Raw genomic sequence first — 19566 nt, forward strand, 5'->3', positions numbered from 1 at the left:
CAGGGTCACTTTCATGTCCGGCCCCCCTCCGGCGGGCATGGTGTCGGAGACGTCGCGGTTGGGTTCCGATCCGGTCTCCAGGCCGCTCAGGGCGGCCGTCGATACCACGTTTCGACCAGGGAAGACACCTGTCCGTTTCATGGGGGTGGCTGGTTATGATCGGCCACCTCGCATCCCCTTTCGAAGCCCGACCGGTTGTCCCCCGGACCCTCCCCAGGTCCGTACCAGGCAGGGCTGTTGGTCCGTCCCGCTTTCCTCCCCGCTCCCGAGGACTGATGTCTCCCATAGAACCCGAAGGCGCACCAGGGCAGTCGACGCCTCGTCGGCGGCGTACCGTGCGCCTGCGTACCTTGCTCATCTGGCTGGCGGTGGTCCCCACCGTGGCGATGGGCGCCCAAGTGGCGGTGACCGCGGAGCGGTTGCTGGACCAGTCCAGGCACCTGCGGGCCGATGTGTCGGCCGGCGAGCGGCTCGGCGTACCCCTGTACACGCTCATGAGCGGGCTGCAGGCCGAGCGGACGACCACCGCCTCCCGGTGGGCCGGTACGCCCGTACCGGACAACGAGCTGCGCGGCCGGCGCGCCGCGACGGACCGGGCCGTGGCCGAGTTCCGCCGCCTGACCGCAGGGCAGGCGGACTCCGCGCACGACGACGGTCACATCGCGGAGGTGAGCCACCTCCTGGACGGCCTGGCGGAGCACCGCGAGCGCGCGGACGCCCGTACCGGCGCCGCCGAGAGCGTGACCGGCTACTACACCGGCGTGATCGGCGCGGCGATCCGCGTGTACCAGGAGGAGTTCAGCCACGCGGAGGACGGCGAACTCGCCCAGGAGAGCCGTCCCGCCGTCGCCCTGCTCTCGGCGTCCGAGATGGTGGCGCGCGAGGACACGGCCCTCGCGCTGGCCGGGCCGTCCAGAGAGCTGTCCTCCGCCGGGTTCGACGAGTTCATCAGCGCCGTCGGAGCCCACCGGTACCTGTACGACACGTGGATCGTCCCCTACCTTCCGGCGGACGAGCGGGCGTTCTACGAGCGGATCGTCGCCTCGCCCGAGTGGCAGACCAAGATCAGCATCGAGAACGCGATCGTCTCCGACCACAAGGACATCGAGTCCGGCGTCAAGCTGCCGTCCGAGGTGGCCGGCTGGCGCCCCGCGCACGAGAAGTTCGCGGGGCAGCTGGGCATCCTGAACGGCGAGCGGGGGCGGGGCGTCCTCGCTCGCGGCGACGCCAAGGCCGCGGAGCTGGAGCGCGAGGTCGCCTGGCTGATCGCGGGAAGCGGCGGCGCTCTGCTGGCCGTCGTGTTCGTCGTCGTGCTCACCACGCGCTCGGTCCTGCGCCGCCTGCGCGCTCTGCACGACCGTACGGTGACCGTCGCCGAGGACACGCTGCCGGACGTCGTATCGCAGCTCCAGCGCGGGCAGAGCGTTGACGCCCGGGCGCTGCCGATGGTGACCGGGGACCAGGACGAGGTCGGCCGCATCAACGACGCCTTCGCCCGCGTCGTCGCCGTGTCCGTCGACGGGCACCGCCGGCTCGCGGCCGAACGCCACGGCTTCGGCATGTTCGCCGCCGGCATCGCCTCGCGCACCGGAAACCTGGTCAGCCGCCAGCTGAGCCTCACCGAAGACCTCCAGGACACCTTCGGTCACGACGAAGCACTGCTCGCCCAGTTGATGCGATCCGACCAGCTGACCGTGGGCATGCGCCGGCAGATCGAGAACCTGCTCATCCTGTCGGGCGGCGAGGTCCCCGACCCGCACACCGAGCCCATGCGCGTCGCCGACCTGCTGCGCGAAGCCGCCGCGGAGGTCGAGGACTTCCGGCGCATCGAGCGGCAGGCCCTGGACGAGGCGAGCGTGGAACCGCGCGTCGTCAGCCAGATCAGCCACCTGCTGGCGGAACTGCTGGACAACGCCACCCGGTTCTCCCCGCCCAGGTCCAAGGTGGTCATCCGCGCCGAACTGGTGGCGGACGGGCTGTCGGTCGAGATCGAGGACCGCGGGCCGCGGGTGACCCCCGCGAGCTACGAGGAGATGAACGGGCGCCTGCACTCGGCGCCTCCGTTCTCCGTCCTCGCGCAGAACGCGCACCGGCTGGGCCTCTTCGTGGTCGGTCACCTCGCCGACCAGCTCCAGGCCACGGTCACGCTGCGCCGTTCGGTGTACGGCGGGACGTCGGCCGTGGTGGTCCTCCCCGCCGAGCTGCTGGCGCCGGCCGGAGCAGAGGCGGCGCCCGAACCGGCGGCGCCCGAACCGGTGCCGCGCGAACCGGCGGCGCCCGAACCCGTCCCGGCATCGAGCCTTGCGCAGGAACGCAAACCGGACCTGGTCCTGCACACGGGCGCCGGGCTGCCGAGCCGTCGGACGCCGGAGCGGACCCCCGACCGCACCGCCGACCGCACCGCCGACCGGACCCCCGAGCCGCCGGTGGACTCCACGCCCGCCACCCGCCCCGCGGCCCCGGCCGGCGGCCGGCCCGCCCTCCCCGAGCGTGTCCCGCAGACCCACATCGCCGAGCAGCTCCGCGCGCCGCGCGCACCGGAGGCGCTCGTCGTCCAGGACACGGCGACACCGGAAGAGGTCGCCGACGCCTGGGCCGACTACGAACAGGGAACCCAGACAGTGGAAGAAGAGCTCCGACAGGATCAGCCATGACGAAACCATCCAACACCGCGGCATCCAGCGTGATCTACAGCGTCCTGGACAACAACCTGAGCAGGATCGCCGGCATCCAGGGAGCCGTGCTCCTGTCCAACGACGGCATCAAGCTCAGCGCGTACCTGCTCGACGAGCCGCAGGCGGAGCGCATGGCGGCCGCGGCCTCCGGCATCGCGGCCACCATGAAGGCGATATCCCGGGAGGTCGACGGCGGCCGGGTCATCCGCCAGCTGGTCGAGATGGACGACCGCTACCTCTGCATCGTCGGGTGCGGGGAGGGAAGCACGCTCATCGTGGTGACCTCCCGCAAGGCGCGCCTCGGCGAGCTGGGCGGCGAGGCCGTACGGACCGCCCAGGCACTCGGTGAGTGGCTCAGCACACCTGAGCGGGCTCAGGCGCCGACGTCGTAATGGCCGACGAAGAGCCACGGCCCGCAGCGCGCCGCCGGACGCGGCTGTACGCCCTCACCGACGGCCGTACATCCGCTCCGCACACCGTCCTCACCATGGACACCACGATCACGGCGGCGGTCGCCGAGGACGGCTGGGGCGGTCTGCCCACCGAGTGGCAGGCCATTCTCGCCATGTGCGGGGAGCCGGGCGGCAGGGCGGTCGCCGAGATCGCGGCGCGGATGCACATCCGCCTCACCCCGATGACCCTGCTGCTCGGCGAACTCGCGGACCGCGGGCTGATCCACCACCGGCCGCCCCTGGAGGGGGCCGAGACCACCAATGTCCACCTGCTCATGAGAATCAGGGACAACCTTGCCCGGATATGACACCCCTGCACCCCAGGAAGCGGCTCCCGTCAAGATCCTCATCGCCGGGGGATTCGGAGTCGGCAAGACGACCCTGGTGGAGACGATCTCCGAGATCGAGCCGCTGCGTACGGAGGAGCGGCTGACCGCGGCGGGTGTCGGCGTCGACGACCTCGACGGCATCGAGTCCAAGACGGTCACCACCGTGGCGATGGACTTCGGCCGGATCACCCTCACCGACGCCGGAGTCGTCCTCTACCTGTTCGGCACGCCCGGCCAGGAACGCTTCTGGTTCATGTGGGACGACCTGCTGTACGGGGCGCTCGGAGCGATCGTGCTGGTCGACACCCGGCGCCTCGACCGCAGTTTCCCGGCCGTCGACTTCTTCGAGAGCCGGGGACTGCCCTTCGTGGTCGGCGCCAACTGCTTCAACGGCGAACAGCCCTACACCGCCGAGGAGATCGGGGCGGCCCTGCACCTGCGCGACCCGAACACTCCGGTCCTCATGCTCGACGCACGCTCCCGCCAGGACGTGCGCAACTCCCTGCTCTCGCTGCTCGACCTGCTCATCGTCAGGAACGGCGCCCCGGCGGCCGTCTAGTGCCGGCCGCGGGCCACCGACGCGGAGTAGTCCGCCAGAGTCCGGCGCGGGAACCAGCCCTGGGACCGCGCCCGGCTCAGGTCCAGGACCACCTCGTGCGCCAGCTGGTCCACCGCGTACCGGCTGAGGGCCGGTTCGCGGCCCGTGCGGCGGGCCAGCGCCTGTGATGCGCGGGCGGCCGCACCGGCCACCGGCAGGGGCAGGTGCCGGATGCGGGCGCCGACGCCGTGGGCGCGCAGGACCTGCCGTACGGCCTCGTCCCGGGCGTACGGCTCGGCGTCGGCCACGTTGTACGCGCCCGGGGTCCAGGTGGGAGCCGCCAGGCAGGCCTCGGCGAGGTTCTCCACCGCCGTCAGGCTGAGGCGGACGTCCGGGCCCGGCAGGAACAAGGTTCCGGCGCGGACCCGGGAGAGCAGTCGGGGCAGCAGCTGCGTGTCGCCGGGGCCGTAGACGGCGCGCGGGCGCAGCACCACCGCTCCGGCGGCCAGCGCCAGGGCCTCGCCGGCCGCCTTCGTACGCCCGTAGGCGTTCAGGTGTCCCGAGCGCGGGTGGTCCTCGCGGACGAGCGTGCGGTCGAGGCGGGGGTCGTAGACGCTGGCGCTGCCGACCCAGACCACCGGGCCGGTGCCCGCCGCGCGCAACAGCCGCTCGGTGCCGTCCACGTTGACCGCGTGCATCACGGCCTCGGCGGGGGAGCCCGGCGCCGGATCGCCGACCGCCGCCGCGCAGTGCACGACGAGGTCCACGCCCGACAGGTCCGGCGCCCCGAGGGACGCGTCCCAGAAGCGGTGTTCCCCGAGCGGGCCCGGCCTGCGGCCCACGCACACCACCCGGGCCCCGGCCGCCGCCGCGGCCCGGGCGAGGTGCCCGCCGCAGAAGCCGCTCGCGCCCGTGACGGCGATCCGGACCCCGGCCGCGCTACGGGAGGTCATGGCGCCGCCCGTACGACCAGCGAACGCCACCCGGGCAGAGCGGCCCGGCGGTCCACCCGGGCCCGGGTCACGACCGGCCGGTGCGGAGCCAGCGCCGCCAGTACGCCGGCCAGTTGGTCCCTCGCCAGGCGGGCCCCGGGGCAGGCGTGCGGCCCGGCGCCGAAGACCAGGCGGGCGACGCCCGGCTCGGCGGGGCTGCGCCCGTCGGGGTCCCGCAGGTGGGCGCCGGCCGCGTGCCGGGCCACCAGGAGCAGCCGGTCCCCGGCCCGGACCGGGCAGCCGCCGACCGAGCCGTCGGCCGCGGCGACCCGGGGGAGGAGCGGGGAGGCTGCCGTCACGCGGAGGAGTTCGTCGGCGAGCGCCGGGCACAGCTCCGGGTCCGCCGCCTGGTCCCACAGCCCCGCGTCGGCGCACCAGGCCACGGCCCGGGGCAGCGCCGCGACGGTGGTGTTGACGGCGGCGACCGCCAGCATCGCGGCCCGGGCGTCCGCCCCCGGGCCCAGGAGGCCGCGGAGCCGCTCGGCGGCGCGGATCGCGGCCGCCTCGGCGCCGGGGCGGGGCGGGCCGGGGAGGTGGCTGCGCACGGAGGCGGCCGCGACCTCGGCGGCGGCCTCCGCGAGGGCGAGGGGGAGGGCGCAGGTGTCTCCTTCGGAGCCGGGGCGCAGCAGGGCTTGCACCACGGAGCCGGCCAGTTCCCGGGCCAGCGGCACCAGGTCCACGGTGCCCCCTAGCGGCAGCGGTGCGAGTCGCCGTAGGAGCAACGGGTGCCATACCGCTCGCAGTTCGCGGGTCCCGGCCGCGCCGAGCAGCTCGGAGAGCTCCCGCCGGGCCCTCCGGTGGCCGGAGCCCTCCTGGTCGAAGAGCACGCCCTCCACCCGGGCGGCCCGGGCCGCGCCGCCCGTGGTGCCGGGCGCGGTGCGGTCCAGCGGCAGCCGGGTCAGTGCCTCCCGGTAGGCCTCCGTGCCGTGGACGAGCAGGGTGGTGCGGCCCAGCCGGCGCACCGGCCGCCCCCGAGTGGCGGCGAGCAGTGCGAACAGGAAGGGGTGGGCGCCCAGGTAGACCCGCCGGTCCCGGCGGCGGGCCTTGGCCTGGGTCTTCGCATACGTCCTCGGCTCTGTGGTCTTGAGCTCTGTGGTCATCGGACGTGTGCCTCCGCGGTGTCGGCGGGCCGGTAGCGCCGGTCCCAGTACCAGAGCAGGGTGCGTCGGGGTCCCCAACTCCGCAGCCTGCGCATGCTGTTCTGCACCACCAGGTGCTCCGCGCGCACGATCCGGTCGCTGTGCTCGCGGGCCCGGTTCAGCAGGGCCACGTCCTCGGACCGCTCGTGCAGCGGCACCCGCAGGGCGCCGCCGCAGCGCAGGTAGAGGTCGGCGGTGATACCGAGGTTGTGGCCGTGGCACAGGACGTACGGGGTGCGGTAGCGCGGGTGCCGGTGGGCCGGCCGGTAGCGGCCGTAGAGCGAGGTGAGCCGGATCAGCACCGGCAGCAGCCGGGCTTCGGCGAGCGTGGGCCGCTCGTCGCGGCGCGGCACGCTGCGCCCGCACAGCATCTCGGCACCCCGCCCGAACTCCGCCCGCGCGACGGCCGTCCAGTCCGCGGCGGGCAGGCAGTCGGCGTCGGTGCGCAGCAGGTGGGTGGCGCCGGCGGCGATGGCGTACCGGAAGCCCGTGTCGGCGGCGGTCCCGGCGCCGGGCAGCTCCTCCCGGGCCAGCTCGACGGGAAAGGGCGCCGAGCGCGCGAACTCCCGTACGGCTAGCGCCGTCCGGTCGGTGGACGCGTTGTCCACGACCACGAGCGTGAATCCGGTGTCGTGCTGGGCGGCGAGCGCGGCCAGGGCGGCCCCGATGGCCGCCGCCTCGTTGTAAGCGGGCACGACCACCCACAGGTTCGATTCCTTCGTCAACTCATCGCCCTTTCAGGTGGGTCGGTGGTCGCGGCCCAGGAGGCCGCGCGGAGCAGCACCCGGGCGCACAGACTGCCCCAGACGAGAAGTCCGATCAGCGGCCCGGTCCCGCGGTAGAGGTCGCCGTGCAGTTCGGCGGTCGCGGCGAGATAGGGGCCCGCGGCGAGGGCGAGCAGCCGGCAGGCCAGCACGGCCGCCAGCGCCGGACCCGCGATGGCGGCCGGCCGGGGCCTGCCGGGGGCCCGGCGCGGGGCGAGCCACAGGACGGCCGCGAACAGCGCCCACAGCGCGGGGACCGCGCAGCCCGGACCGCCCGCCGTCACCACGGCGGCGACGGCGGTGCCCGCGAGGCAGAGCGCGGCCGCGCCCGCGATGTCCAGGGCGGCGTCGCGCACGGGGTTGCCGCTGCCGGCGTTCTGCCCGCACACGGCCCGGACGCCCGTGCGCAGCGCCCGGGTCAGCCGCACCACCGACCAGCCGAGCACGAGGACGAGCAGCGGCCGCCAGTGGGGAGCCGCGGTGGGCAGCCGCCCGGCCATCGGACCCGCGGCGGCGGGCAGCAGGGCCGCGGCCATCCCGCCCACGGCCCGCCGGACGCCGTCCCCGCCCTCCCCGGCCCGGTCGGCCAGCGAGCCGAGCAGCAGCACCGCCGGGGCCGTCCCGACGAGCAGGGCGTAGGTGAGCGAGCCCGCGAGCGCGTCGCCGTTGGCCCGGGCGTAGCGGCGATGGGAGGCCATGACCCGCTCCCGCACGGCCGCGACGCGGGCCCGCCACGGGGTGGTGGCGGCCAGGGCGGTGCGCGGCCCCGTGCCCGGGCGGAGCCGGGCGGCCGTGAGCCGGGCCCAGACGGCGCGGGCGCGGGCTTGCCGCGCGGGTGCGGCCGTCACGGGGCGTGCCGTTCCGTATGGAGGCCTCGGCCGAGGTGGCGGTTCATGGCCGGGGCGCGCCGTTCCGTCCCGAGCCGGAGGCCAGCCGGTGGGCCGCCAGGGCCGCCGTTGCCGCGCGGTCCGGTTTGCGGGAGCGTCCCGACAGCGGGATCCGGGCGAACAGCAGGGCGTCGGGCGCAGCCGCGCCCATGCGGCGCAGCGGGCCCGCCAGGGCGGACCGCAGCGCGGACTCGGTGGCGCCGTGGCAGGGCTGGACGACCGCCACGAGCCGCTCGTCGCCGTAGTCACGGCCGGAGCGGTCGCCGCCCGGGACCGCCGGAATCCCCACGAGCAGCGCCAGCTCCACCCCGGGCACGTGCAGGGCCGGCTCGTACAGGCCCGGGTAGATGTTCTCGGCCCGGCGCAGCACCATGTCCTTGGCCCTGCCCTCCAGCACGATCCGGCCCGCGCCGTCCAGGCGCGCCCGGTCGCCCGTACGCACCCACGGATCGGGCTCCTCGCCGAGGTAGCGGTGCCGGGCCCCGGGGCCCGTCAGCAGCAGCTCTCCGTCCGCGCCGGACTCGGCGCGCACCCCGGGAAGCGGGGCGCCGACCAGGTCGCCGGGGCCCTCGTAGGCGGCCTTCTCCCGGGACTCCACGGCGGCGGCCGGGAACAACTCGGTGAGCGCGTACACCCCCCAGGCCTCATCGGCACCCGACTCCCGCACGCGACCCAGCAGTTCCGCGCTCGCCGGAGCCGATCCGGTCCACACCCGGCCCCGGAAGCGGGCCCCCGCGCGCAGCGCGTCCCGCAGCTGCGGAGGAGTGAGGTAGGTGTCCCGCGGCGCCAGCCGGGCCAGTTGGCGGGCCAGCACCCGGGGCGAACGCGCCGGGAGGGCCACGGGCGCGCCGCGCACGAGGGAGGGGACGAGCACGAAGAAGGTGCCGCCGAGCACGGGGCCCGCGGCGCGAGCGGCAGCCGGTGCCGGCCCGGGACCGGGCGAGAACAGCGCCGACACCGTCTCCATCCCGGCGGTCAGGCCGGCCCGCGTGTGCACCACCGCCCGGGGCCGCGCGGTGGTCCCGGAGGTGAACACGATGACGGCGTCGGCGTCCCCGTCTCCCGTGAACCGCGAGGGAACCCCGCCCCGCGCCGCCCGCGGATCCAGTGCGGGAGCGCACCCCGGCAGCCGCCGCCCGACCGTGGCCACCGGCGCGCCCAGCCCGGCCAGCTCCGGCAGTTCCAGCCCGGCCGCCCGCCGGGCCAGCGGCCGCGCCCACCCGGCCACCGCCTGCGCGGCGGCGTCGGCCAGCACCAGCGCGGGCCGCGCCGAAGCCAGCCGGGCGCGCAGCACGTCGGGTCCGGCTCCCGGGTCGAGGACGGCCCCGCGCAGACCGAGCCGCCACAGGGCGAGCAGGACGGCGAGCGCGCGCGGCCCGGGGCGCACGGCGACACCGACGGTGTCCCCGGCGCGCAGCCCGCGCGCGTACAGCGCCGCGGCGAACGCGTCGGCCAGCTCCGCGAGTTCCCCGCACGTGGCGGCGGTCCGGGTGGCCCCCGTACGCGTGGCGGTCAGGACGGCGGGCCGCTCGGGGCGGGCGCGCAGCGCGTGGTCGAGGCGGTCCAGCATCAGCGGGGGTCGTCCGTTCCGTGCGGGCCGCTGCCGCGGCCGAGGTACCAGCGGGCCGTACCGGCGATCCCGTACGCCCGCAGCCGGCGGGTGGAGTTCTCCACGACCATCGCCCGGCAGCGGGTGATCCGTTCGGTGTGGCGGCGGACCGCGTTGAGGAAGAGCCGGTCGGTGGGGGAGGGCCGCCGGGGCATCCCGCCGACGGCCAGGTACAGCTCCGCGGTGACGGCCATGTTGTTCCCGGCGTGCATCCGGTACGGGGCCAGGTAGCCGCGGCGCCGCGCGTGCTCGGGCCGCAGCCGGCCGAAGAGCCCGGCGAGCCGTACGAGGACCCAGAACCCGGCCCGGCCCAGCGGACCGTGCTCGTCGCGCCGGGCCACGATCCGCCCGCACACCAGCCCGGGGCTGCGGACCAGCGCCGCCCGCGCCGCGCCCGTCCACCCCGGGCGGGGCAGGCAGTCGGCGTCGGTGCGGGCGAGCAGGGTCGCACCGCGCCCGATCGCGTACCGGAAGCCGGTGTCCACGGCGGAGCCGACCCCCTTCTCCGGCTCCTCGATGACCTCCACCGCGAAGGGCGCGCCCGCGGCGAACTCCCGCGCCACCGCCCCCGTCCGGTCGGCCGAGGCGTTGTCCACGACCAACAGGGTGAAATCCAGGTCCCGTTGGCGGGCGAGCGCGGCGAGGGTCCCGGCGAGACGGGCCTCCTCCTCGTGCGCGGGCACCACGACCCACAGCCGTCCGGCCGCGCTCACGACTTCTCCCAGACCATCGTCATGATGCTGATCCCGCCGCCGAGGCCGACGAACAACACCCGCTCACCCGGGGTGAGTTCGTCGAATATCCGGTCCAACTGGACGCCGATCGTCGCGCTGGCGATGTTTCCGAGCTCGGGCACCGTCACCACGAGCTTCCCGGCCGGCACCCCGGTCAGCTCGGCGAACCGCTCCAGATACGGCACCGTCACCTGGTGCACCAGCACCTTCGAGAAGTCGTCCCAGCCCATGCCCGTGCGGTGCAGGGTCCGGTCGATGACGGCGGTACCCACCTTCTCGAAGACGCCGCGCAGTTCGTGCCCGTCACCGCGGAAGTAGGTGTACGCGTCCCCGCGCGGGTGGCGCGAACCGCCGCCCGGGATGCCCCCGACCTCCCAGTGCTCGGAGTGGGTCTCGGTGTCCACGTCGAGGATCCCGCCGCGCTCGACCGGCTCCACGATGACGGCGGCCCCCGCGTCGCCGAAGGTGTAGCCGGCGAAGCCCGCGCGGAACTCGGCGAAGTCGGCGGGCGCGGTCCGCACGGCCCGGCTCGGGGTCTCCCCGGTGACCACCAGGGCCCGCCGGGTCCGGCCGGCGAGGATCATGGCGCGGGCGAGGTCGATGCCGTTGACGAAGCTGTTGCACGCGTTGGTGACGTCCAAGGCGTGCGCCTTCGTGCCGAGTTCGGCCTGCACGATGTGCGCGGTGGCGGGCTCGGCGACATCGCGGGAGGCGGAGGCGAAGAGCAGCAGGTCGATGTCGGCGGGCTCGAGCCCGGCGGCGTCCAGTACCCGCCCGGCCGCCCCCACGGCGAGCGTGGACGCGTACACGCCGTCGCCCGCGACCCGGCGGGTGCGGATCCCGGTGGCCTGGGTCAGCAGCCGGGGCGGCAGCGTGAGCCCGGCCCGGCCGGCGATCTCGCGCTGGAGCCGGTCGGAGGTGAGGACGTCCCCGGGCAGCATGCCGGCGACGGCGGTGATCCCCGCGCGGAGCCGCGGGCGCGGTACGGATGGGTGATTCGGCATGTCCTCACCATGACGCGCCGGCCGGGCGCGGTCCTGAGTACGGATGCTCATCCGGCCCGCCGGGCGGGTGAGTACCCCGGACCGCCGGCGCCGGCCGCACGGAGACGCGGGCGGCGAAGGGAAGTGGCGCACGGGGCACGAACCGTCTGACGGGGTATTCCGTTCTCCAGGTGTACGGCTCACTGTCATGAAAGCAACGCCGACCGGTACCCCGGGACCGCTGTTCTTGGGGCGCCCCTCGACACGCCCCGCACCCGTCTCACCCGCAGAGGTCGTCCTCCATGACTGAATTCAATCGGCGCAGGTTCCTGCAGATCGCCGGTGGCGCCGCCGCCGTCACGATGCTGAACGAGAGCATCGCGCGGGCCGCCGCCATCTCGGCCCAGGGCAGTACCGGCACGATCCAGGACATCGAGCACATCGTCGTCCTCATGCAGGAGAACCGTTCCTTCGACCACTACTTCGGCGCGATGAAGGGGGTCCGGGGCTTCGGAGACCCGCGGCCGGTCCTCCAGGACAACGGCAAGTCCGTCTTCCACCAGTCCAACGGGACGAAGGACATCCTGCCCTTCCACCCGGAGGTCGAAGACCTGGGGATGCAGTTCCTGACGGGCCTGAACCACGACTGGGCCGGCGGCCAGAAGGCCTACAACAGCGGCAAGTACGACAAGTGGGTGCCGGCCAAGACGGCCACCACCATGTCGTACATGAACCGGAACGACATCCCGTTCCACTACGCCCTCGCCGACGCCTTCACGGTCTGCGACGCCTACCACTGCTCCTTCATCGGCGCCACGGACCCCAACCGCTACTACATGTGGACGGGTTACACGGGCAACGACGGGGTGGGCGGCGGCCCGGTCCTCGGCAACCAGGAAGCCGGCTACGGCTGGAAGACCTACCCCGAGCGCCTGGAGACGGCCGGGGTCTCCTGGAAGATCTACCAGGACGTCGGCGACGGCCTGAACGCCGCCGGCTCCTGGGGCTGGATCAACGACGCCTTCCGCGGCAACTACGGCGACAACTCGCTGCTCTACTTCAACACCTACCGCAACGCCCAGCCCGGCAGCGCCCTCTACGAGAAGGCCCGCACCGGCACCAACGTCAAGGCGGGCGGCGGCTACTTCGACAAGCTGCGCGCGGACGTGGTGAACGGCACCCTCCCGCAGGTCTCCTGGATCGTCGCCCCCGAGGCCTTCAGCGAGCACTCGAACTGGCCGACGAACTTCGGCGCCTGGTACATCTCGCAGGTCCTGGACTCGCTGACCGCGAACCCGGCGGTCTGGGCGAAGACGGCCCTGTTCGTCACCTACGACGAGAACGACGGCTTCTTCGACCACGTCGTCCCGCCGTACCCGCCGGCCTCCTCGGCATGGGGCCTGTCCACGGCGAGCGTCACCGGGGACCTCTACACCGGGGGAGTCTCCGGCTACGCGGCCGGCCCGTACGGACTCGGCCCGCGCGTCCCGATGATCGTGGTCTCCCCGTGGAGCAAGGGCGGCTACGTCTGCTCCGAGACCTTCGACCACACCTCGGTGATCCGCTTCATGGAGAAGCGCTTCGGCGTGCAGGAGCCCAACATCTCCCCGTGGCGCCGCGCCGTCTGCGGAGACCTGACCTCCGCCTTCGACTTCACCCAGGCGGACGCCGCACCCGCCGCGCTCCCGTCCACGGCGGCCTACGTCCCGGCGGACAAGAACCGTCACCCCTCCTACTACCCGACGGTGCCGGCGACGGGCACCCTGCCCAAGCAGGAAGCGGGCTCCAAGCCGACGCGCGCACTGGGCTACGCCCCGTACGTGGACGGCAAGGCCACGGTCTCCACGGGCAAGTTCACCCTGACCTTCTCCTCGGGTCCGGCGCTCGGCGCCCACTTCCACAGCACCTCGGGCAACCGGACGGACGGCCCCTGGCCCTACACGGTCGAGGCGGGCAAGACCCTGTCGGACACCTGGAGCACGAGCGCCTCCACCGGCTACCAGGTCAACCTCACGGTCTGGGGCCCGAACGGCTTCCTGCGCACGTGGAAGGGCCCGGCGAAGAAGGCCGGCCCCGAGGTCACGGCCCGCCACTCCGCCTCCACCGGCAACCTGGTGCTGTCCCTGACCAACGGCGGCACGGCGGCGGTCAACCTGACCGTCACCAACGCCTACGGCGGCACGGCCCAGGTCGTGCGCGTAGCGGCGGGCGGCACCGTCGCGCACACCGTGGCCCTGTCCGGCACGGCCCGCTGGTACGACGTCACGGTCGTCTCCGACGCGGACGCCACCTTCCTGCGCCGCTTCGCCGGCCACGTGGAAACGGGCGCGGCGGGAGTCTCCGACCCGGCGATCAAGACCGTCTGACCGTTCCCGTACGGGTGAATCCGCTCGCTTTCGGCGCCCGCGAAGTTGACGCTTGCGTTAGCTTCGCGGGGTCCGCTTCGCGGAACTGGACACCAGGGAGTACGAGTAACGGGATCCCTCTCCTGTAGGAGAGGGCGTTCAGCCGTACTGGTTGAGGGCCGCCGTTACCAGCACCAGCCAACAACACATATGTGTGGAGGTGAACGAAGTTGGCTACGTATCGCGTAGGGCAGAAGACCCACCCACCTGTGCTTCCTCAGCAGTTGGCTCTGGAATTCGAGTCAGCAGACACCCCCCGGATCGGGGACGAAACGGGACTCGAAGGCCGTAAGGCACCCGGCGCGGTACATGTGCGAGGGGAGATGCCCGGCGCTTCACCTGGCGCGCCGGGCGCGTCACCCCCAACCACCAGGTTGGGGAGAAGGCCCGTGAGGGCCACCCACGTCCGATGAGCGCTGTCGGTTGGGAGGAGGCCAAGCACCCGGCGCGCGAGCGCCGGGCCGCCGCCGGGCTGCCCGTGCGGTCCCCGGCGGAGAAGCGGGCCGCGATGGACCGGCTCATGGCCGAGGTGCGGGCTCATCGGCTGGCCGAGATCCGGCAGGAGCAGGCCCTGACCCAGAAGGACGTGGCCGACAGCATGGGCGTCTCTGCCCCGCGAGTCTCCGCCATCGAGAATGGCGAGGCCGACCGCACTGAGGTCGCGACCCTGCGCTCGTACGTCGAGGCGCTCGGAGGGCGGTTGCGGGTGGTGGCCGACTTCGGGGACACGGAATACACCGTGGCGTGATCCGGGATCCGGGATCCGGAGCCGGGAGCGCGGTGTGATCGTACGGACGGTGGGCAGAACGGAGGCGTCCGGGTACACAACCCCCGTCACCGAGGGAGAACGCATGGCCATCGCCCACCGCAGGATCGGCACCGGCCCCGTCCGCGTCATCGTGCTGCACGACTGGTTCGGCACGTCCGCCAACTGGGGCTCCGTACTGGACTACTTGGACCAGCGGGAGTTCTCGTACGCCTTCCTGGACTACCGGGGCTACGGCGACCGCAGGGACCTCCCCGGCCGCTACACGCTTCCCGAGATCGCCGACGACGTCCTCGCGCTGGCCGACGAGCTCGGCTGGGACACCTTCTCCCTCCTCGGCCACTCCATGGGCGGCAAGGCCATGCAGCAGGTCCTCGTGCGCGCCCCCGAGCGGGTCGAGAAGCTGATCGGCATCAACCCGGTCCCCGCCGCCCCCTACGAGATGGACGACGCCACCCACGACCTCTTCTACGGGGCCGCCGACAGCGCGGACAACCGCCGCGCCATCCTCGACACCGTCACCGGCCGCCGCGCGAGCCCGTACTGGCTGGACCGGATGGTGGCGCACTCGCTCGCCGTGTCCCGGCCGGAGGCCTTCGCCGGGTACCTCGCCGGCTGGCAGCCGCTGGACCTGTCCGCCGCCGTGAAGGGCAGTACCGTCCCGGTGCTGGTCCTCGTCGGCGAGTACGACCTCGCGCTCACCGTCGACTTCATGCGGTCGACCTGGCAGGCCTGGTACCCGAACTGCCGCGTCCAGCCGCTCCCCGGCACCGGCCACTACCCGCCGCACGAGAGCCCGGTGGCCCTTGCCGCGCAGGTGGAGGCCTTCCTGCGCGAGTAGGGCCGTGACCGGGCTCCCCCGAGGGTCACTTCCGGTAGTACGCGCCGAACCGGTCGATGATCAGGTCGGTCGGCTCCCAGCCGCGGTTCCAGAAGTCGACGATGTCGTTGTTGCCGGTGCCCGCCTGGACCAGGTTCGCGACGGTCGTGTCCTTCGTCCAGTTCAGGACGGAGGTGTTCGGCGGGGTCGGGCGCTCCACCGTGCCGTTGAGGTAGTCGTCCTTGGTGTTCGGGTCGGGGGCCACCGTGAGGTGACCGGCGCTCTTCGTGTTGGTCACCGTGGTGTTCAGGACGAGGGCCTCGAGCCCGCTCGCCATCCACTGGATCTCTTTGTGGTAATTCTGGGCCTCGAGGGGCCAGCCGTAGGTCCGGGTGTCCTCCAGGCGCTCGGGCTCCGCCGGCAGGTAGGCGGCCTCGCCGTCGGCGCCGTAGTAGCCGGTGACGTCCACGATCACGTGGGCCCGGTTCCAGGCGTTGTTGCGGACCTTGATCCGGCCGTCCGCTCCGACCGGCACGATCACCGCGTTGGCTACCGTCTGACCGGCGGTGAAGTTCACGCTCGACGTGGAGGGAGCCTGCCCGCCGCTCGGGAAGACGATCAGGTGGCCGGCGTCCTCCGGATCGGTCACCGTGACGTTGAGGGCCACGGCCGTGACTCCGGCGGCGGGGAGCCCGTTCTGACCGGCGATCTGGACGTCGAGGGTGCTCTGGCCGGCGAGCTTGCCCTTGGGGCTGCCCAGCCACTGCCGGCTGTCGACGAACCGGGTCGGCTCCACGGAGGTGTAGCCCCCGGCGGCGGTCCGGCCGAAGTAGCCCGTCACGTCGGCGATCAGGTCCACCGAGCCCAGACTGCGGTTGGTCAGCTCCACGTACCCGTCCTGGCCGACCGGCACGACCGCCAGGTTCGGTACGGTCTGGCCCTTCACGAAGTTGACGTTCGAGGTCTCCGGCCGCTTCGTGCCGGAGGCGTACGCGATGACGTGCCCGGCCGTCGCGGCGTTGGTCACCGTGATGTTGAGGGCCACGGCCGTCACCCCGGCCGGGATGGAACCGCTGCCGGCGATCTTCACGCGGGTCGTGCCGTTGGCGGCGACGGAGCGGCCGCCGGGGGTCCCGGTGCCGGTGCCGTCACGGGTGTCCAGCAGCCGGGTGGGGGCGTGCGGGGTGAACTCGGAGCCTTCCGGGAGCACCTCCTTGGTGGTGACGGCCGTCTCCTCGCCCGGGCCGGTCGCCTTGATGGTGATCGTGTGGGCGCCGGCCCTGGCGTACGTGTGGTCGGCGTACACGAGCCCGTCGACGAGGCTGAAATCCGTGTCGACGGTGCCGTCGCCCCAGTCGATGTCGTACCGGACGACGCCGTACGTCAGGTCGGTGCTGACGCCGGTGGCCAGCCCGACGGAGAGCGCGTCGGAGGTGGACGTGCCCATCGACACGTCGAAGTACGCGCTCTGCTGGGCGCGCGCCGCCGGGCCGGACGCGGCCGAGACCCTGGCCTTCGCGGCGGCGGTCTTCGCGGCGATCTCCCGGGCGACGGCCTTCCCGGCCGCCTCCTTCGCGGCGGCGGCCCCGTCCGCCGGGCCCTTCGCGGTCGGCGGCGCCGCGGTGGCGGCCGCGGTCGACGGACTCGCCGCCTGAGCCGTGGCGGATGCGAAGCCTACGGTTGCCGCGACGACGGCAGCGGAAAACATGACGCGGCGACGGTGCACCGGCCCCCCAGGTGTTCAATGCGTGCGTAAAAGTCTTGATCAGCTTATCTCTGCCCCTGTGCGAAAATCGCCGGGGTTCCCGTTAGCGAAGTGTCGCTCCATGGCTCAGTGCGGGCTCAGCCGCCTCACGAGCCACTCCAACGCCGCCGGCACCTCGCGCGCCCAGGTCTCGTAGGTGTGCCCGCCGCTCGCCAGGAGGATCGAGGACACCCGCGCCGGCGCCCGTACCGCGTCGATGAACTCCAGCGTCGCCGGATGCTGGTGCTCGCCCTTGCGGCTGCTCGCCACCAGCAGGGACACCGGCGGCTGCGGCAGGTTCCGCAACCGCCACAGCAGGTCGTTCCGCTGCCGGAGGCCGGGGTCGCCGCCGAAAAGGTCGCCGGTGTCCGCGTCCCGCGCCGCCGCGTACGGGGCCGACAGCGCGGCCGCGGCCCGGTAGGCCTCCGGCGCGCCCAGGGCCAGCTTGAGCGCGCAGTACCCGCCCACCGAGTTGCCCATCACGCCCCACCCCCGGGCGTCCCGGGTGAGGCCGTAGTGCGAGGAGACCGCCGCCGGCAGGTCCCGCGCGAAGAAGGTCTCCGCCTGCGGCCCGCCCGGCACGTCCACGCACTGCGTGTCCCTGGGCGGCGCCACCGTCGGCGTCATCAGGACCAGCACCGCGGGCCGCATCCGCCCCGCCCGCACCGCCTCCAGCGCGAGCTGCGGGTACCGCAGCCGGTCGAGCAGCACCCCCGGCGTACTCGGGAACCCGCTCAGCGCCAGCACCACCGGGAACTCCGCCCGCCGCCCGGCCGACGCGTGCACGTACTGCGGCGGCAGGTACACGTACCCCTGCCCCGACAGCCCGCTGCGCGCCCCGCGCACGGTCACCGCCTCGATCCGGCCGATCACCGCAGGGTCGTCGGAGCCGGCCTGGCGCCAGGAGTGGGTGCCCCGCACCAGCAGCGCCCGCTGCCCCGAGGCGTCCGCGCCCGGCGGCGCCGGGTCCTCGCGGCGCAGGGACAGCAGGTCGCGCCAGGAGCCGTAGAAGCCGTACGAGGAGTTCACCGCGAGCAGCAGCGCCGACCCGGCCGTCAGGGTGATCGCGAGCTGGAGTCCGGCCCGCCCCAGCACCGGCCGCACCCCGGACCCCGCGAGCCGCGGCCACAGCCCACCGCGGCCCCGAACACCGCGGCCGCCACCGGGGCGGCGACGAGCAGCGCCGGAGAGCCCCCGATGTCCCATTCCATGGGATTGATCCTGCCAGGACTCGGCCGGCCGGGCCCGGCCGGTCGCGACGTGCCGATCCCGCCCGGGAAACGAAAAAACCCGTGGGGGTTACGAGAAGAACTCGCAACCCCCACGGGATCAACAGGGTGAGTGACGGGACTTGAACCCGCGGCCACCTGGACCACAACCAGGTGCTCTACCAACTGAGCTACACCCACCACGAAGGGCGGCGGACCACCCGTTCGACGTGCAAGCACAGCATAGCTGATCAGCGAGGTGCTCCCGCGACGCCTTTTCCGGCGCCCGGGGGACCCCGCTCCGGGCGACCCGGCTCCGGGCGAGGGGCGCAGGCAACCCCGAGCCCCGGATCACCATCCCTACCCCTATGGGACCAAACCGACTGACCGGACTGGACGCCGCCCGCGGCGTCGCCGTCCTCGGCATGTTCGCCGTCCACGTCGGCCCGCCGCCCACGCCCGAGGGCCCCGGCTGGCTGCTCGTCGCCGCCGACGGCCGCGCGCCCGCCGTCTTCACCCTCATCGCCGGGTTCTCCCTCGCGCTCGCCCGCTCCCGCGCCGCCGGACCTCCGCCCCTGCGGGCCACCCTGACCCGCTGCGCGATCCTCGCCGCGCTCGGCCTGTGCCTGGCCGCGCTCTCGCCCGGCATCCTCGTGATCCTGGCCTTCTACGCCGTCTACTTCCTGGCCGCCGAACCGTTCACCCGGCTGAGCACCCGCACCCTGACGGCCGTCGCCGGCGCCTCGGTGGTGCTGGGCCCGGTCCTCTCGTACCTCCTGGGCCCGGTGCTCGGGCTGCGCACCGGCGGGCGCGGCGCCACGCCGGTCCCCGGCGACCTGGCGAGCTGGACGGGTGCCGGGGGGATGCTGCGGGAGCTGCTGCTCTCGGGTGCGTACCCGCTGCTCACCTACTTCCCGTACATCCTGGCGGGCATGGCCCTCGGCCGCCTCGCCGACCTGCGGAGCGGGCGGTCGCTGCGGCTGCTGACCGGCTTCGGGGCGGCGGCCGCCGTCGCCGGCTACGGCACCTCCTGGCTCGCGCTGGGACCCGGGGGCCGGCGCGGGCCGCTGCTCGAGGCCGTCGCCCGCGAACACCCCTGGGCGGCTGCGGAGCCCGACCCGGTCGCGGCCGTGCTGGGAGAGCAGTTCGGCGCCGTCCCCAGCACCTCCTGGGACTGGCTGCTGCTGGCCGGCCCCTACAGCCAGACCCCGCTGGAGACCCTCGGCAACGCCGGGGTCGGGGCCGCCCTCATAGGCCTGCTCGCCCTGGCCGGGCACGGCGCGGGCCGGATGGCGACGCGGCTGATGCGGCCGCTCGCCGCCGTCGGGGCGATGGCCCTGACGGTGTACGTGGCGCACGCGCTCGCGCTGGCGGTGTTCCTGCGGGGCTGGAGCGGGTGGGGCGTGCTGGCCGCGTTCTCGGTGTGCGCGCTGGTCGGGTGTGTGGTCTGGCGGCGGCTGCTCCGGGGGACGCAGCTGTACCGGGGGCCCCTGGAGTGGGCCCTGCGGGCAGCGGCCTGAC

At 74.0% G+C, this 19566-nt stretch carries 18 protein-coding genes and 1 tRNA gene; 9 read left to right on the forward strand and 10 right to left on the reverse strand.

Features of this window, described 5'->3' with window-relative positions:
* The first annotated feature begins 350 nt into the window (after positions 1–350).
* From AC6CKD_RS15905 to AC6CKD_RS15920, 4 genes are read left to right on the forward strand one after another with little or no spacing between them, the layout of a single operon-like run.
* On the forward strand, positions 351–2654 hold the full coding sequence (locus tag AC6CKD_RS15905) for a sensor histidine kinase (protein ID WP_498327960.1): 2304 nt from the start codon (positions 351–353) through the stop codon (positions 2652–2654).
* A complete protein-coding gene (locus tag AC6CKD_RS15910; RefSeq protein WP_498327961.1) occupies positions 2651–3067 on the forward strand; it encodes a roadblock/LC7 domain-containing protein in 417 nt (138 codons plus the stop codon). The genes AC6CKD_RS15905 and AC6CKD_RS15910 overlap by 4 nt, the downstream gene beginning before the upstream one ends.
* Positions 3067–3435, forward strand: a complete 369-nt coding sequence (locus AC6CKD_RS15915) for a DUF742 domain-containing protein (RefSeq protein WP_498327962.1) — start codon at positions 3067–3069, stop codon at positions 3433–3435. Before AC6CKD_RS15910 ends, AC6CKD_RS15915 begins: the two co-directional genes overlap by 1 nt.
* A complete protein-coding gene (locus AC6CKD_RS15920; RefSeq protein ID WP_498327963.1) occupies positions 3422–4015 on the forward strand; it encodes a GTP-binding protein in 594 nt (197 codons plus the stop codon). Before AC6CKD_RS15915 ends, AC6CKD_RS15920 begins: the two co-directional genes overlap by 14 nt.
* Here AC6CKD_RS15920 and AC6CKD_RS15925 read toward each other — a convergent pair.
* The 7 genes from AC6CKD_RS15925 to AC6CKD_RS15955 are packed head-to-tail and all read right to left on the reverse strand — an operon-like array spanning position 4012 to position 11123.
* Positions 4012–4947, reverse strand: coding sequence for an NAD-dependent epimerase/dehydratase family protein (locus AC6CKD_RS15925; RefSeq protein WP_498327964.1), 936 nt, complete (start codon positions 4945–4947; stop codon positions 4012–4014). The genes AC6CKD_RS15920 and AC6CKD_RS15925 overlap by 4 nt on opposite strands.
* The gene (locus AC6CKD_RS15930; RefSeq protein WP_498327965.1) at positions 4944–6086 is read right to left on the reverse strand and encodes a cytochrome P450; all 1143 of its coding nucleotides are present in this window, start codon (positions 6084–6086) and stop codon (positions 4944–4946) included. The genes AC6CKD_RS15925 and AC6CKD_RS15930 overlap by 4 nt, the downstream gene beginning before the upstream one ends.
* A complete protein-coding gene (locus tag AC6CKD_RS15935) occupies positions 6083–6850 on the reverse strand; it encodes a glycosyltransferase family A protein (RefSeq protein ID WP_498327966.1) in 768 nt (255 codons plus the stop codon). The genes AC6CKD_RS15930 and AC6CKD_RS15935 overlap by 4 nt, the downstream gene beginning before the upstream one ends.
* A complete protein-coding gene (locus AC6CKD_RS15940) occupies positions 6847–7737 on the reverse strand; it encodes a YhjD/YihY/BrkB family envelope integrity protein (RefSeq protein ID WP_498327967.1) in 891 nt (296 codons plus the stop codon). Before AC6CKD_RS15940 ends, AC6CKD_RS15935 begins: the two co-directional genes overlap by 4 nt.
* A 43-nt stretch (positions 7738–7780) precedes the next feature.
* Complete coding sequence (locus AC6CKD_RS15945) at positions 7781–9346, reverse strand: AMP-binding protein (protein WP_498327968.1); 1566 nt, start codon at positions 9344–9346, stop codon at positions 7781–7783.
* The gene (locus tag AC6CKD_RS15950; RefSeq protein ID WP_498327969.1) at positions 9346–10098 is read right to left on the reverse strand and encodes a glycosyltransferase family A protein; all 753 of its coding nucleotides are present in this window, start codon (positions 10096–10098) and stop codon (positions 9346–9348) included. Before AC6CKD_RS15950 ends, AC6CKD_RS15945 begins: the two co-directional genes overlap by 1 nt.
* Positions 10095–11123 (reverse strand): 3-oxoacyl-ACP synthase III family protein, encoded by a 1029-nt coding sequence (locus AC6CKD_RS15955; RefSeq protein ID WP_498327971.1) that lies wholly within the window; start codon positions 11121–11123, stop codon positions 10095–10097. The genes AC6CKD_RS15950 and AC6CKD_RS15955 overlap by 4 nt, the downstream gene beginning before the upstream one ends.
* Before the next feature lie 281 nt (positions 11124–11404).
* Here AC6CKD_RS15955 and AC6CKD_RS15960 point away from each other — a divergent pair, with 281 nt between their 5' ends.
* The 3 genes from AC6CKD_RS15960 (at position 11405) to AC6CKD_RS15970 (ending at position 15114) form a co-directional block, all read left to right on the forward strand.
* Positions 11405–13468, forward strand: a complete 2064-nt coding sequence (locus AC6CKD_RS15960; RefSeq protein ID WP_498327972.1) for a phosphocholine-specific phospholipase C — start codon at positions 11405–11407, stop codon at positions 13466–13468.
* Between the two features lie 448 nt (positions 13469–13916).
* Complete coding sequence (locus AC6CKD_RS15965; protein WP_498327973.1) at positions 13917–14255, forward strand: XRE family transcriptional regulator; 339 nt, start codon at positions 13917–13919, stop codon at positions 14253–14255.
* A gap of 103 nt (positions 14256–14358) precedes the next feature.
* Positions 14359–15114, forward strand: coding sequence for an alpha/beta fold hydrolase (locus AC6CKD_RS15970; protein WP_498327974.1), 756 nt, complete (start codon positions 14359–14361; stop codon positions 15112–15114).
* A 25-nt stretch (positions 15115–15139) separates the two neighbouring features.
* Here the strand turns inward: AC6CKD_RS15970 and AC6CKD_RS15975 are convergent, their stop codons facing one another.
* Positions 15140–16540: a hypothetical protein gene (locus AC6CKD_RS15975; RefSeq protein ID WP_498327976.1), complete on the reverse strand. Its 1401-nt coding sequence runs from the start codon at positions 16538–16540 to the stop codon at positions 15140–15142.
* Between AC6CKD_RS15975 and AC6CKD_RS15980 the strand changes: the two genes are divergently transcribed.
* Complete coding sequence (locus tag AC6CKD_RS15980) at positions 16533–16748, forward strand: hypothetical protein (protein ID WP_498327977.1); 216 nt, start codon at positions 16533–16535, stop codon at positions 16746–16748. The two genes, AC6CKD_RS15975 and AC6CKD_RS15980, sit on opposite strands and share 8 nt — an antisense overlap.
* Before the next feature lie 176 nt (positions 16749–16924).
* On the opposite strand, the gene AC6CKD_RS15985 is transcribed toward AC6CKD_RS15980, so the two are convergent.
* Complete coding sequence (locus AC6CKD_RS15985) at positions 16925–17932, reverse strand: alpha/beta hydrolase (RefSeq protein WP_498327978.1); 1008 nt, start codon at positions 17930–17932, stop codon at positions 16925–16927.
* A gap of 241 nt (positions 17933–18173) precedes the next feature.
* A tRNA-His gene (locus AC6CKD_RS15990) sits at positions 18174–18246 on the reverse strand.
* A gap of 167 nt (positions 18247–18413) precedes the next feature.
* Here AC6CKD_RS15990 and AC6CKD_RS15995 point away from each other — a divergent pair.
* Complete coding sequence (locus AC6CKD_RS15995) at positions 18414–19565, forward strand: heparan-alpha-glucosaminide N-acetyltransferase domain-containing protein (protein WP_498327980.1); 1152 nt, start codon at positions 18414–18416, stop codon at positions 19563–19565.
* Position 19566 lies beyond the last annotated feature (1 nt).

The sequence above is a fragment of the Streptomyces sp. GQ60 genome (assembly GCF_059758875.1).

Coding starts and splice junctions, on each gene's coding strand:
- AC6CKD_RS15910 (WP_498327961.1), top strand. CDS start 2,651: ATGACGAAACCATCCAACACCGCGGCATCCAGCGTGATCTACAGCGTC.
- AC6CKD_RS15925 (WP_498327964.1), bottom strand. CDS start 4,947: ATGACCTCCCGTAGCGCGGCCGGGGTCCGGATCGCCGTCACGGGCGCG.
- AC6CKD_RS15960 (WP_498327972.1), top strand. CDS start 11,405: ATGACTGAATTCAATCGGCGCAGGTTCCTGCAGATCGCCGGTGGCGCC.
- AC6CKD_RS15955 (WP_498327971.1), bottom strand. CDS start 11,123: ATGCCGAATCACCCATCCGTACCGCGCCCGCGGCTCCGCGCGGGGATC.
- AC6CKD_RS15995 (WP_498327980.1), top strand. CDS start 18,414: ATGGGACCAAACCGACTGACCGGACTGGACGCCGCCCGCGGCGTCGCC.
- AC6CKD_RS15975 (WP_498327976.1), bottom strand. CDS start 16,540: ATGGGCACGTCCACCTCCGACGCGCTCTCCGTCGGGCTGGCCACCGGC.
- AC6CKD_RS15930 (WP_498327965.1), bottom strand. CDS start 6,086: ATGACCACAGAGCTCAAGACCACAGAGCCGAGGACGTATGCGAAGACC.
- AC6CKD_RS15915 (WP_498327962.1), top strand. CDS start 3,067: ATGGCCGACGAAGAGCCACGGCCCGCAGCGCGCCGCCGGACGCGGCTG.
- AC6CKD_RS15965 (WP_498327973.1), top strand. CDS start 13,917: ATGAGCGCTGTCGGTTGGGAGGAGGCCAAGCACCCGGCGCGCGAGCGC.
- AC6CKD_RS15970 (WP_498327974.1), top strand. CDS start 14,359: ATGGCCATCGCCCACCGCAGGATCGGCACCGGCCCCGTCCGCGTCATC.
- AC6CKD_RS15945 (WP_498327968.1), bottom strand. CDS start 9,346: ATGCTGGACCGCCTCGACCACGCGCTGCGCGCCCGCCCCGAGCGGCCC.